This window comes from Synechococcus sp. PROS-7-1, from assembly GCF_014279795.1.
Taxonomy (GTDB): Bacteria; Cyanobacteriota; Cyanobacteriia; order PCC-6307; family Cyanobiaceae; genus Synechococcus_C.
Genome location: NZ_CP047945.1, coordinates 451326 through 464132, shown reverse-complemented (window position 1 = coordinate 464132; position 12807 = coordinate 451326). Strand labels below are relative to the sequence as shown.

The following is a 12807-nucleotide window of genomic DNA, read 5'->3' as shown; positions in this document are numbered from 1 at the left end:
AAGGATTGATCAGCCCGGCTAGCGTTTGGCTCATGCCGTTGCCGCCTCCCCCGCCTGCTCCTGTCGCTGAAGTGCGGCAAGCCGATCAGAGCATCGGCAGCAGAGTCAGGATCGGGGAGATCTCCCAGAAAAGCGCCTGGCTTTGGATCACTGGCAAGGGAAAGTCCACCGATCAACTCTGGCTGCCCTTAGACGTTCTGACCGGCCGCCTTGGGTTCCGCCGAACAACAACGGCCGCGGGCGAGCAGCTCGAATGGTTCGGGCGTGATCAACTCCTCAGTGATCTCGAAACACGCACCCTGAAGGACGAGGTAGCGGTGGACGCCTTGCCCTGGTTCCGTGCCATCGGCGTCTCGGTGCAACGGCGAGACACAACCCTTGAACTCTCTCTGGCACCACCGCGGATTGTGTCGATCCGCCAGGGTCGTGGCAGCACAGCGGGCCGGGTGGTGCTCGACCTTTCAACTCCAGCATTGATTCAGCGCGATCAGCAGGGGTTGGTGTTGGGTGTGAAGAGCACGCGATCCCAGAACAATCTCCTGCGCAGCTTGGGCCTGTCCCCGCAGACGCGTCCGGAGGCCCTGCGACTGACCAGTCGAGGTCATGACCTCGACTTTTTCACGCTTAAAGACCCCTGGCGCATCGTCATGGACGGGACCCAGCGCCGATCGGTCACCAGTAGGAGGGCTCGCACCTCTCCTTTTCAGGCGGCACGTTTCACCCCTGAGATCCAGGAGGCCATTCGCAAGGGGCTAATCCTGGACATCCGAGCCGTGCAGGTTGGGGTCAAGCCTCTGCGCATCTACCGCGCAGGATGGCCTCTGGGCAACGAAAGCCTTCTGCTGCGTCCACTGGCCCCTGTCAGGGCCCAGACGGGGCTTCGATTTCTCAACCAGCTCGCCCAGCCAGCGAACGCCCTGGCCTCCATCAACGGCGGCTTCTTCAACCGAGTGCGTCAACTGCCCCTGGGAGCCGTACGCCTCGACGGGGTCTGGCTTTCAGGTCCGATTCTCAACCGTGGTGCGGTGGGCTGGGATGGACCAGGCCCGCTTCTGTTTGACCGGCTTCGCCTCGATCAGGACATGCGCGTGAACGGTGGACGTCGCTGGGGACTTGGATTTCTGAACAGCGGCTACGTACAGAGAGGCTTGAGCCGGTACACCCGGGCTTGGGGCCCCATCTACCGAGCTCTCAGTGGCGAAGAACAGGCGATCCTGATCCGCGATGGACGGGTCACCGATCAGTTTTCCCGGACTGAACTCGCTCGTGGGGTTCCTCTTCCTCAAGGCGCATCCCTCGTTGTGGCCCGCGCCAGTGCGCCTCTTCCAGCCAGGCCCGGTGACGAGGTCGTGATTCGATTGAGGCCCTCAAGTCCAGTGGGAGAACGCCGTCAGGTCATGGCGGGCGGCCCCTTATTGCTGAAGGGAGGACAAGTGGTGCTGAGGGGCCGACAAGAAGGATTCAGCTCAGGATTTCTCGGTCAGGCCGCCCCACGCACCGTGGTGGCGCAAGACTCCAAGCACCGCTGGATGTTGACGCTTGAAGGACAAAGCGGCAGCGATCCAACGTTGCTGGAAACCACTCTGGCCCTCCAGCAACTGGGCCTCAGCGACGCTCTAAACCTTGATGGAGGGAGCTCCACCACCATGCTGATCGCCAACAGAACCGTCATGACAGGACGGGGCGTGCCGCCAAGGATTCAGAACGGTTTGGGGTTAATCAAACCCTGACGGGGAAAGCTGCGACACTGAATTCACCTGTTGATGCACGACGGTGGGCGCAATCCTTCAGATCACCCCGGCGGCCGCTGCCGAACTCGGTCGCCAGGCTGCAGTGGCGGGGACCCCAGGGCTGATGCACCTTGATCTGCAGCACGGACACTGCGAAAAGCACGTGATCCGACTGCAGCCGGGGCACCTCTCAGGGAGACCGATCGCAAGGGCTGACGGAGTCACCCTTCATGCGCCTGAACCCCAGATCGAGTTGCTTGAGGGACTCACCCTCGATTACAGAAGCGACATCAGCGGCGGTGGATTCCTGATTCTCAGCAGTGATCAGGTGCGCTGCTGCGCCTGTGGAAGTGCATTCAGCCGCAACTGAAGGATCGAGGGGGGGGGACGACCCGGTAATGTGGTGGATTGTCGAACCAGGTCGGGTCCCCGGCCGCATACCGACCGTCGATGCCAACCATTCAGCAACTGATCCGCACCGAGCGCCAGAGCTCTAAAGCGAAGACCAAATCACCCGCGCTCAAATCCTGCCCTGAGCGTCGCGGGGTCTGCACCCGTGTGTACACCTCCACGCCGAAGAAGCCGAATTCTGCTCTTCGCAAAGTGGCGCGTGTGCGCCTCACATCTGGTTTCGAGGTGACGGCGTACATCGGCGGCATCGGTCACAACCTTCAGGAGCACTCGGTTGTGTTGATCCGCGGAGGCCGCGTCAAGGACCTGCCGGGGGTCCGCTACCACATCATCCGTGGAACGCTCGACACTGCCGGCGTGAAGGATCGCCGTCAGTCCCGGTCCAAGTACGGCGCCAAGACGCCTAAGGAGTGATGCCGAGCGATTCGCCTATCGGATCGCCTGCTCACGCGCCCATCCCACCACCCACTCATCGTTCCCTCCACTGACAGTCCATGTCACGCCGTAATGCCGCCGTCAAGCGTCCGGTTCTGCCGGATCCTCAGTTCAACAATCGCCTAGCCACGATGCTCGTGGCCAGGCTCATGAAGCACGGCAAGAAATCCACGGCGCAACGCATCCTTTCCGATGCCTTCAGCCTGATCGGAGACCGTACCGGTGGTGATCCGATCGAGCTGTTCGAAACCGCCGTCAAAAATGCCACTCCTCTCGTGGAGGTGCGAGCGCGTCGCGTGGGTGGTGCCACCTATCAGGTGCCGATGGAAGTGCGCCAGGAAAGGGGGACAGCCATGGCCCTGCGCTGGCTGGTGAACTTCTCCCGTGCGCGCAACGGCCGCAGCATGGCCCAGAAGCTGGCAGGTGAACTGATGGATGCGGCCAATGAAGCCGGTAGTGCTGTACGCAAGCGCGAAGAGACTCACAAGATGGCCGAAGCCAACAAAGCCTTCGCCCACTACCGCTACTGATCCGCAGTCGCCCAGCCGGCCTCACCGGCCGGGGGCTGACCTGTAGAGTCTCACCCGCCTTTTAACGCCCCACCCCGGAGTTTCCTGTGGCTCGCGCCTTTCCCCTGGAACGCGTCAGAAATATTGGTATTGCCGCTCACATTGATGCCGGCAAAACCACAACCACCGAACGCATCCTGTTCTATTCAGGTGTGGTTCACAAGATCGGTGAGGTGCACGATGGCGCCGCCGTGACCGACTGGATGGCCCAGGAGCGGGAACGTGGCATCACGATTACTGCGGCTGCCATTTCCACGAGCTGGAACGACCACCGCATCAACATCATCGACACGCCTGGGCACGTCGACTTCACGATCGAAGTGGAGCGCTCCATGCGCGTGCTGGATGGTGTGATCGCTGTGTTCTGTGCTGTGGGCGGCGTTCAACCACAATCGGAAACCGTATGGCGTCAGGCCGACCGCTATTCCGTTCCCCGGATGGTGTTCGTGAACAAGATGGACCGCACTGGCGCGGACTTCCTCAAGGTTCACGGTCAAATCAAGGATCGACTGAAAGCCAATGCGGCTCCGATCCAGCTCCCCATCGGTGCTGAGGGTGATCTCAGCGGCATTATCGATCTTGTTGAGAACAAGGCCCACATCTACAAAGATGACCTTGGCCAAAACATCGAAATTACCGATGTCCCTGACGACATGAAGGATCAGGTCGCTGAATGGCGCACCTATCTCATGGAGGCCGTCGCAGAGACCGACGAAGCGTTGATCGAGAAGTTCCTCGAAACAGGAGAACTCAGCGTTGAGGAGCTCAAGGCCGGGATCCGCAAGGGCGTGCTGAAGCATGGCTTGGTGCCCGTGCTGTGTGGCTCAGCCTTCAAGAACAAGGGTGTGCAGCTGGTTCTCGATGCTGTGGTCGACTACCTTCCGGCTCCGATCGATGTGCCCCCGATTCAGGGTGTGCTTCCCAGCGGAGAAGAAGCGGTTCGTCCTTCCGATGACAGTGCTCCCTTCAGTGCACTCGCCTTCAAGGTGATGGCTGACCCTTACGGAAAACTCACCTTTGTTCGGATGTACTCCGGTGTGCTGCAGAAGGGCAGCTACGTCTTGAACTCCACGAAGGATTCCAAGGAGCGCATTTCCCGTCTGGTGGTGCTGAAAGCCGACGATCGTGAAGAGGTCGACGAGCTCCGCGCCGGCGACCTCGGGGCCGTACTTGGCCTCAAGGCCACCACCACCGGGGACACACTTTGTTCGCCTGAAGATCCGATTGTCCTCGAGACCCTGTTCGTTCCTGAACCGGTGATCTCAGTGGCCGTGGAGCCCAAGACCAAAGGGGACATGGAGAAACTCTCCAAAGCACTGGTTGCTCTGGCCGAAGAAGACCCCACCTTCCGCGTGAACACTGACCAAGAAACAGGTCAGACCGTGATTGCCGGTATGGGAGAACTTCACCTGGAGATCCTGGTGGACAGGATGCTTCGGGAGTTCAAGGTCGAAGCCAACATCGGTGCACCTCAGGTGTCCTACCGGGAAACAATCCGCGCGTCCTCACGGGGCGAGGGCAAGTTCTCCCGCCAGACCGGTGGTAAAGGGCAGTACGGTCATGTCGTGATCGAAATGGAACCCGGCGAGCCGGAATCCGGATTCGAATTCATCAACAAGATCGTCGGTGGTGTTGTTCCCAAGGAATACATCAAGCCCTCCGAGATGGGCATGAAAGAGACCTGCGAATCAGGCGTGATTGCCGGCTATCCGCTGATCGACGTGAAAGTCACCATGGTCGACGGTTCATATCACGATGTGGACTCGTCCGAGATGGCTTTCAAGATCGCAGGATCCATGGCCTTCAAAGATGCAGTCAAGAAGTGCAATCCTGTGCTTCTTGAACCGATGATGAAGGTCGAGGTCGAGGTTCCCGAGGATTTCCTCGGCTCGATCATCGGCGATCTGTCCTCCCGTCGAGGACAGGTTGAAGGTCAGGCAATTGACGATGGCACGTCGAAAGTCTCGGCCAAGGTGCCCCTGGCCGAGATGTTCGGCTATGCCACCGAGCTCCGATCCATGACCCAGGGTCGGGGTATTTTCTCGATGGAATTCAGCCACTATGAGGATGTTCCTCGCAACGTGGCCGAGGCCATCATCTCCAAGAATCAGGGCAATTCCTGATCTCTAAACTCCCCTAATCCACTCCCTCGATTCTTTACAAAAATGGCACGCGAGAAGTTTGAAAGGAACAAGCCTCACGTCAACATCGGCACCATCGGCCACGTTGACCACGGCAAAACCACCCTCACCGCCGCGATCACCAATGTGCTGGCCAAGAAAGGTCAGGCCAAGGTTCAGGATTACGCTGACATCGATGGCGCCCCCGAGGAGCGGGAGCGTGGCATCACCATCAATACTGCACACGTCGAATACGAAACCGACACCCGTCACTACGCCCACGTGGACTGCCCCGGTCACGCGGACTATGTGAAAAACATGATCACCGGTGCCGCCCAGATGGACGGTGCGATCCTGGTGTGTGCCGCCACCGACGGCCCCATGGCTCAGACCAAGGAGCACATCCTCCTGGCCAAGCAGGTGGGCGTTCCTGCTCTGGTGGTCGCCCTGAACAAGTGCGACATGGTCGATGACGAAGAGATCATCGAACTGGTGGAGATGGAGATCCGCGAACTGCTCTCCAGCTACGACTTCCCCGGCGACGACATCCCCGTGGTTCAGGTCTCCGGCCTGAAGGCGATCGAAGGCGAAGCCGAATGGGAAGCCAAGATCGATGAGCTCATGGCAGCTGTCGACGCCAACATCCCCGAGCCAGAGCGCGAAGTTGATAAGCCCTTCCTGATGGCGATCGAGGATGTCTTCTCGATCACCGGTCGAGGCACCGTGGCCACCGGCCGTATCGAGCGCGGCATCGTCAAAGTTGGCGAAGAAATCGAGATCGTCGGCATCAAGGACACCCGCAAGACCACCGTCACCGGTGTTGAGATGTTCCGCAAGTTGCTCGATGAGGGCATGGCCGGAGACAACGTCGGTCTGCTGCTGCGCGGCATCCAGAAGGAAGACATCGAGCGCGGCATGGTGCTGGTCAAGCCCGGCTCCATCACCCCCCACACCAAGTTCGAGGGTGAGGTCTACGTGCTGAAGAAAGAAGAAGGTGGTCGCCACACTCCCTTCTTTGCTGGCTATCGCCCGCAGTTCTACATCCGTACAACGGATGTGACTGGCCAAATCACCGCCTTCACTGCCGATGACGGCAGCGATGTGGAAATGGTGATGCCTGGTGACCGCATCAAGATGACCGGCGAGCTGATTTGCCCGGTGGCCATCGAACAGGGAATGCGTTTCGCCATCCGCGAAGGCGGCCGCACCATCGGTGCGGGCGTGGTTTCCAAGATCATCGAGTGATCTAAATCCATCCAAATGCGGGGATGTTCCGACCACGGTCGGTTCATCCCCTAGTCTTTTGAGATGGCGTCAGCTGTGTTTGCGAACCAGCTGAACTGCACCTCGACAATCCACCTCTCGTGATCTCCTCAGGAGATTCCATCGCGCTTCATGTCAACTGCCATTGCTCAGCAGAAGATCCGCATCCGTCTTAAGGCGTTTGACCGCCGCATGCTGGATCTCTCCTGCGACAAGATTATTGAAACGGCCGACACCACGGCAGCGACTGCCATCGGCCCCATTCCCCTCCCCACCAAGCGCAAGATCTACTGCGTGCTGCGTTCTCCTCACGTGGACAAGGATTCCCGTGAACACTTCGAGACCCGCACCCATCGGCGCATCATCGACATCTACAGCCCTTCAGCCAAAACCATCGACGCGTTGATGAAGCTTGATCTTCCCAGTGGCGTTGATATCGAAGTGAAGCTCTAAAGACAGCTCGATGAACCGGTCAGCTTCCTAGGATCAGTGCCCCGATTGATGCATGCGTGGCTGACCTGTCCGTCAGAGAACTTCCTCTTTTCCCTCTGCCGGACGTTGTGCTCTTTCCGAGCGATGTGCTGCCCTTGCACATCTTTGAATCTCGCTATCGGATGATGCTCCAAAGCGTCCTGGAGACTGACAGGCGCTTCGGTGTCGTCCGGTGGGACCCTCGCAGCCAAAGCATGGCCTCCATCGGCTGCTGTGCCGAAGTGATTCAGCATCAAACCGGTGAGGATGGTCGAAGCAACATCGTCACGCTTGGCCAGCAGCGCTTCCGGGTTCTGAACGTGACCCGCGACACGCCATTCCGTTCTGCCATGGTCAGTTGGATTGAAGACGATCCAGTTGAGGACATGACGTCCCTCCACTCCCTGACGGAATCGGTTGCGTCGGCGTTGAAGGATGTTGTCGAGCTCACTGGAAAACTCACCGATTCACCGACTGCACTTCCCGACGATCTGCCAGATCTCCCCAGAGAACTCTCCTTCTGGATCGGTGCTCACCTGGGTGGCCCCGTTGCCGATCAGCAACAGGAACTTCTTGAGCTCACCAGCACGCGCAGCAGACTTGAACAGGAGTTCAGCATGCTGGACGAAACACGCCGTCAGCTTGCAGCTCGCACCGTCCTGCGGGACACCCTGTCGTCTTCCAATTCGGATGACGGCTGATGCCCCTGCCCGCTTTTCTCGGACCAGCCGCGATCGGTGTGGCGGCTATCGCCGGCGCGTATGCGCTCTGGTCACGGCGTAATCGCGCCTACCTCTCCAGCGAGAGCGTTGCTTCGGCTTACGACGCCTGGACGGAGGACAAACTTCTTGAAACCCTCTGGGGTGAGCATGTTCACCTTGGTCACTACGGCGAGCCTCCGCGCAGCAAGGATTTCCGTCGTGCCAAGGCCGATTTCGTTCATGAATTGGTTCGCTGGAGCGGATTGGATCGGCTGCCGCCAGGAGCGAAAGTGCTGGATGTGGGTTGCGGCATCGGCGGCAGCGCCAGGATTCTTGCCAGGGATTACGGCTTTGACGTTCTGGGAGTCAGCATCAGCCCAGGGCAGATTCGGCGGGCCACCGAGCTAACCCCGGAGGGAATGAGCTGCAGGTTCGCCGTCATGGATGCCCTGGATCTGCAACTGAACGACGGGGGATTTGATGCTGTTTGGAGTGTGGAAGCCGGTCCGCACATGCCGGACAAACAGCGCTATGCCGATGAATTGCTGCGCATGCTCCGTCCTGGAGGAATCCTGGCCGTCGCCGATTGGAATCGTCGTGACCCTGTGGATGGACCTTTGAATGGCCAAGAGCGCTGGGTCATGCATCAGCTACTCACCCAATGGGCGCACCCTGAATTCGCCAGCATCCGTGGACTGCAACACAATCTGGAAAGCAGTGCGTATTCCAAAGGTCCGATCGCAGTGGCCAATTGGAACCAGGCCACTTTGCCCTCCTGGAACGAGTCGATTCTGGAAGGGCTACGGCGCCCCGCAGCGGTGTTGCGACTCGGCCCTTCGGCCATCGTTCAGGGGTTGCGCGAAACACCAACCCTGCTGTTAATGCGCTGGGCCTTTGCCCGAGGAATGATGCAGTTCGGTGTGTTTCGCCTCGACAACAGTCAGGACAGATCTGAGCTCGGATAAGCACCAAACTGGGCTAGATGCTCACATAGCGGTTCGAGGTGAGCTTCGAGTGCATCAAGACTTCCCGAAGCCTTCCCCTTCGGGAGCTCCACATCCACAAAAAACACATACTCGCCAAGCTCCCGCTTGGAGGGTCGTGATTCGATTCGGCTCATGTTCAGTCCAAGCCCAGCGATGGCCTGGAGAGCCTCGATCAGCGCACCAGGTGCATTGCGATGCAACGAAAAAGCCAGGCTGGCCACATCTCCGTCCCGCAACCGTTCACCCCGTTTCAGGAGAAGAAAGCGGGTGCAGTTCGCAGCCACGTCATTCACCGGGAATGCAAGCTGCTGCAACTCCAGGCGTGCTCCAACGGCGCGATCAGCGATCGCTGCGCGAAAGCGGCTCCCCCGCACCATCCGCGCGGCTTCAGCCGTTGAGCTGGTGGGAAGCTGCAAGGCTCCAGGAAGATTGGTGGAGAGCCATCCGCTGCATTGCGCCAAGGCCTGGGGATGGGACAGCACCTCCGTAATGTCGTTCAACGATCCGCTGCTGAGCAGGGCATGACGAATCGGCAGCACCAGGGCTCTGCGAATCGAGAGGTCCCGATGGGTCCAGAGAGCATCGAGGCTGGCGGTCACGCCCCCCTCAACTGAGTTCTCCACGGGAACCACAGCACCATCACAGCGGCCATCGGCCACATGGTCCACAACCGCGCGCAATCCAGTGCACGCCACCAGCTCTCCATCGGGGATGTCTTCAAGGGTGAGCATCTCCCTCGCTGCCCGTTCTCCGTAGGTTCCCTCAGGCCCCAGAAAAGCCAAGCGCATCGGCATGAATGACCGTCCCTTGCATCGATAGGATCATGCCGCGTCAGCGGAAGGTCCATGGCTCTGGCCTTCAACGCCAGTCAAAAGCTCGATCTTCCGGTTGTGGCCCAGAAGACGCTGCTGGGGGCTTACCTGCAAGAGAAGGATCGCGTGATCAAAGCTCTGCTCGATCCCCGTCAGCTCTCGAAAACAGGCGAAGGGACGTACACCTACACAGTGACCACACTCCAGGTGTTTCAGTTGCAGGTGCGACCCGTCGTGTCTCTGGCCATCGCACTCAGTGAAGGCATCCTCAGCATCAAGGCCACCGATGCGACCCTCGACGGACTGGGCCTCGTTGATGACTTCCAACTCAACCTCGAAGCCTTGCTGGAAGCGACGGATCGCGGCCTGCAGGGGGAGGCAACGCTCGCGGTCAATGTCAGTCAACCCCCGCTGCTTCGACTGATTCCCAAGCGGGTTCTGGAAAGCACTGGAGAATCCATCCTCAACGGCATCCTGATCACGATTAAAGGCAGAGTCGGCCGCCAGTTGGTCAACGACTTTCAAGACTGGTGCCGAGATGCCAACGAAGACCAATCCACGCCGTCAACTCGGGGATCCATCACTGGGAAACAACCGAGTTAAAAACGATCGCCGATGCAGAGACGTGGGGCCTGAAGCAATCAGGGCCTGGCGATGCTTGGCAGTGCCATAGCCGGCATGACGTTCAAGCCCATACCCAGGAAACCGTTCTGCCAGTCGGCACATCAGCCCGTCACGGGCCACTTTCGCCAGAACGCTGGCAGCAGCGATCGAAGCCTCTTGGCTATCGCCTCGCACAATCGTGCGCTGAGCACCCGTCCAGAGGCGCAAAGGCAGAACGCCATCCACAAGGACAAGCTCGGGCAGTTTCGGCAGCTTGTGCAGGGCCCTGAGCATGGCCAATTCCGTCGCCACCCTGATGCCCTGCGCATCAATTTCCCTTGCTGATCCCTGACCAAGAGCCCAGGCCGAAGCCTTGGCTTGGATATGGGGAACCAGATCAGCCCGCCGTCTGGCGGAGAGGGCTTTGCTATCAGTCAGCCCCAGGGCCGTGAGCTCAGCCGCCGCGTCTGGAGGGAGGCTGACTGCTGCTGCAAAAACCGGCCCAAACAAACAACCGCGGCCGACCTCATCAACACCGACGATCACCCTGCCGTTGCAGATGAGCGCCGACGACGACGACCGGGCCGCTCGTCAGCCCCTGTGCTGGGGGGGGCTTCCAGCGCTTCAACCGGAGAGGTCTCGGCATCAGGAAGAGCAGGAGGAGCGGCCGCCTCTGGCAGTGGAGCCACCTCAAGGGGTGTGATCTCCACCAACAGCGGCGACTCCATCACAGGCGAAGCCTGAACATCGAGCTCGGAAGTTGGGGGGGCCACGGCGGGTCCATTCACACTTTTCCCAGCACCGCGGCTGCCACGGGCACCGCGGCGCCGACGCCGGCCTGAGGAGGCTGCCATCTGCTGACGGGCTTCTTCCAGAACCGCTTCCGCGTCTTCCCCTGGACGAACCACACGAACAAGGAGATTGTCCTGGGATGGCGGCGGGTCGAGAAGCAGCACAGGGTTCAGGCCAAGCCAGCCATAAACCCTCTCCTGTTCTTCATCCATAGGAACGGCCACCAGTTCAGGATCCTGACGCCGTGTGACCGGTGCTGGCTCAGTGGCTTCACTCGACGATTCCCCGGACACTCCAGACTCAAGACCTTCCTCGAGGACGGGAGTATCCGTACTGACTGGAGAACGTCCGCGGCCACCCCGTCGACGCTTGCCGTTGGCTGACTCCGTGGACGTCGACACTTCAGCGCGCGCTGACGCGGCCGATCGCACCAGGCCCGTCGCCGTCGCGAGGGGCTGAAGAAGGTCTTTGCCGGGCAGAACAGCCACGTGGCCGAGACCGCCACAGCTTGGACAGGCTCGGCCAAACAATTCATAGATGTTTTGACCTTGGCGCTTACGGGTCAGCTCCACCAGGCCAAGCTCGGTGAGCTGGGCAATCTGCGGACGGGCCGCATCGTCACGGATCGCCGTGGTGAAGTGCTCCAGGAGCTGAAGCTGATCACGACGTGAATCCATGTCGATGAAATCGACGATGATCACTCCGCCGATGTTGCGCAGCTTGAGCTGCCGCGCAATTTCAACTGCGGCCTCACAGTTGGTCCAGAGCACGGTCTCTCTGGCATTCGCGGAGCGCGTGAAAGATCCCGAGTTCACATCGATGACCGTGAGCGCCTCGGTGGGTTCGATGATCACGTACCCGCCCGAAGGAAGGTCAACCCTGGGCTTCAGGGCATCGCGGATCGCCGCATTGACCTTGAAATGCTCGAGGAGCTCATCAGGCTCGCCGTGGGCTTCCACGCTGACGTGAGCTCCTTCCTCACCGAGAAATCCGCTGACTCTCTCCACGGCTGCTGGATCATCAACAACCACGCGGCTGAGTTCCGGGTCGATGTGATCACGCAGGATTCGGTGGATGAAATCCTCATCGCGATTGAGAAGCACCGGAGGTGAGGCCGTTTCTGCTGCCTTCTGGATGGCCTCCCACTGACGCAGCAGAGACTCCAGATCATCGATCAGGAGTTCTTCGCTCACCTCTTCGGCTTCGGTGCGAATCAGCAAACCCGCGCCTGGTGGTTTCACGAGAACCCCAAGGGCACGAAGGCGGTTACGCTCGCCTTCAGAACTGATCCGCCTGGAGATGTTCACTCCCTGGCCACTGGGCTGAAGCACGAGGTAACGCCCTGGCAGAGCCAGATTTCCTGTGAGCCTGGGACCTTTAGTGCCGGTTGGCTCCTTCATCACCTGCACCAGCACCTTCTGGCGAGGCTCAAGCAATTCAGTGATCCCGGCAGCACCTTTCTTAAGGCGCAGAGGGCCGAGATCGGTTACGTGGATGAAACCGTTTTTTTCACTTTCGCCGATATTGACAAAAGCAGCATCAATACCTGGCAGCACATTTTCAACTGTGCCGAGATAAACATCACCAATCTGATAGCGGCCCTGGGCCACGATCAGCTCATCAACACGGTCATCAGTCAGAACCGCTGCGATGCGCAACTGTTCAGCGATGACAATTTGCTGGGGCATAAACAGAACTGACGATGCCCGTCAGGACAGAAGCCGATCGGTGGGCTGAACAGCGCACCGCACGGAAGGGAATTGGAAAAGGAAGCCCGAAGGCTGAAATGATGCGGAGTGAATCACTCCTTTCAGAACAATCGACGTGAAGCACGACGATTGAAGAAGAGGCGATGGACCTCTCGTTCCAACGAATCTGGACAAGAAGATCGGGACGGATCTGCGGCGTAAGCCC

13 protein-coding genes are annotated in these 12807 nt (G+C 59.7%); 10 read left to right on the top strand and 3 right to left on the bottom strand.

The window, feature by feature from the left end; all coding sequences use genetic code 11:
* Positions 1–32: 32 nt before the first annotated feature.
* The 9 genes from SynPROS71_RS02260 (at position 33) to SynPROS71_RS02220 (ending at position 8665) form a co-directional block, all read left to right on the top strand.
* On the top strand, positions 33–1730 hold the full coding sequence (locus SynPROS71_RS02260; protein WP_186596377.1) for a phosphodiester glycosidase family protein: 1698 nt from the start codon (positions 33–35) through the stop codon (positions 1728–1730).
* 43 nt (positions 1731–1773) lie between these two features.
* Positions 1774–2100 (top strand): AIR synthase, encoded by a 327-nt coding sequence (locus tag SynPROS71_RS02255; RefSeq protein ID WP_186596375.1) that lies wholly within the window; start codon positions 1774–1776, stop codon positions 2098–2100.
* 80 nt (positions 2101–2180) lie between these two features.
* A complete protein-coding gene (gene rpsL, locus SynPROS71_RS02250; protein WP_006042261.1) occupies positions 2181–2555 on the top strand; it encodes a 30S ribosomal protein S12 in 375 nt (124 codons plus the stop codon).
* An 80-nt stretch (positions 2556–2635) separates the two neighbouring features.
* Positions 2636–3106 (top strand): 30S ribosomal protein S7, encoded by a 471-nt coding sequence (gene rpsG, locus SynPROS71_RS02245; RefSeq protein ID WP_186596373.1) that lies wholly within the window; start codon positions 2636–2638, stop codon positions 3104–3106.
* 86 nt (positions 3107–3192) lie between these two features.
* The gene (gene fusA, locus SynPROS71_RS02240; protein WP_186596371.1) at positions 3193–5268 is read left to right on the top strand and encodes an elongation factor G; all 2076 of its coding nucleotides are present in this window, start codon (positions 3193–3195) and stop codon (positions 5266–5268) included.
* A gap of 42 nt (positions 5269–5310) precedes the next feature.
* Positions 5311–6510, top strand: a complete 1200-nt coding sequence (tuf, locus tag SynPROS71_RS02235) for an elongation factor Tu (RefSeq protein WP_186596370.1) — start codon at positions 5311–5313, stop codon at positions 6508–6510.
* Positions 6511–6660: 150 nt separating this feature from the next.
* A complete protein-coding gene (rpsJ, locus tag SynPROS71_RS02230) occupies positions 6661–6981 on the top strand; it encodes a 30S ribosomal protein S10 (RefSeq protein ID WP_011932302.1) in 321 nt (106 codons plus the stop codon).
* A 56-nt stretch (positions 6982–7037) separates the two neighbouring features.
* Positions 7038–7700: an LON peptidase substrate-binding domain-containing protein gene (locus SynPROS71_RS02225; protein WP_186596369.1), complete on the top strand. Its 663-nt coding sequence runs from the start codon at positions 7038–7040 to the stop codon at positions 7698–7700.
* Positions 7700–8665 carry a methyltransferase domain-containing protein gene (locus tag SynPROS71_RS02220; RefSeq protein ID WP_186596366.1) on the top strand — a complete coding sequence of 322 codons (966 nt, stop codon included), beginning with the start codon at positions 7700–7702 and terminating at the stop codon, positions 8663–8665. The genes SynPROS71_RS02225 and SynPROS71_RS02220 overlap by 1 nt, the downstream gene beginning before the upstream one ends.
* Here the strand turns inward: SynPROS71_RS02220 and pheA are convergent.
* Positions 8641–9480, bottom strand: a complete 840-nt coding sequence (gene pheA, locus SynPROS71_RS02215; protein ID WP_186596364.1) for a prephenate dehydratase — start codon at positions 9478–9480, stop codon at positions 8641–8643. The two genes, SynPROS71_RS02220 and pheA, sit on opposite strands and share 25 nt — an antisense overlap.
* Positions 9481–9531: 51 nt before the next feature.
* Here pheA and SynPROS71_RS02210 point away from each other — a divergent pair, with 51 nt between their 5' ends.
* Positions 9532–10101, top strand: coding sequence for a DUF1997 domain-containing protein (locus SynPROS71_RS02210; RefSeq protein ID WP_186596362.1), 570 nt, complete (start codon positions 9532–9534; stop codon positions 10099–10101).
* Here SynPROS71_RS02210 and SynPROS71_RS02205 read toward each other — a convergent pair.
* Positions 10063–10647: a ribonuclease HII gene (locus SynPROS71_RS02205; RefSeq protein WP_186596360.1), complete on the bottom strand. Its 585-nt coding sequence runs from the start codon at positions 10645–10647 to the stop codon at positions 10063–10065. The genes SynPROS71_RS02210 and SynPROS71_RS02205 overlap by 39 nt on opposite strands.
* Entirely contained in the window at positions 10644–12581 is a 1938-nt protein-coding gene (locus tag SynPROS71_RS02200) for an Rne/Rng family ribonuclease (RefSeq protein WP_186596358.1), read from the bottom strand. Before SynPROS71_RS02200 ends, SynPROS71_RS02205 begins: the two co-directional genes overlap by 4 nt.
* Positions 12582–12807: the final 226 nt, after the last annotated feature.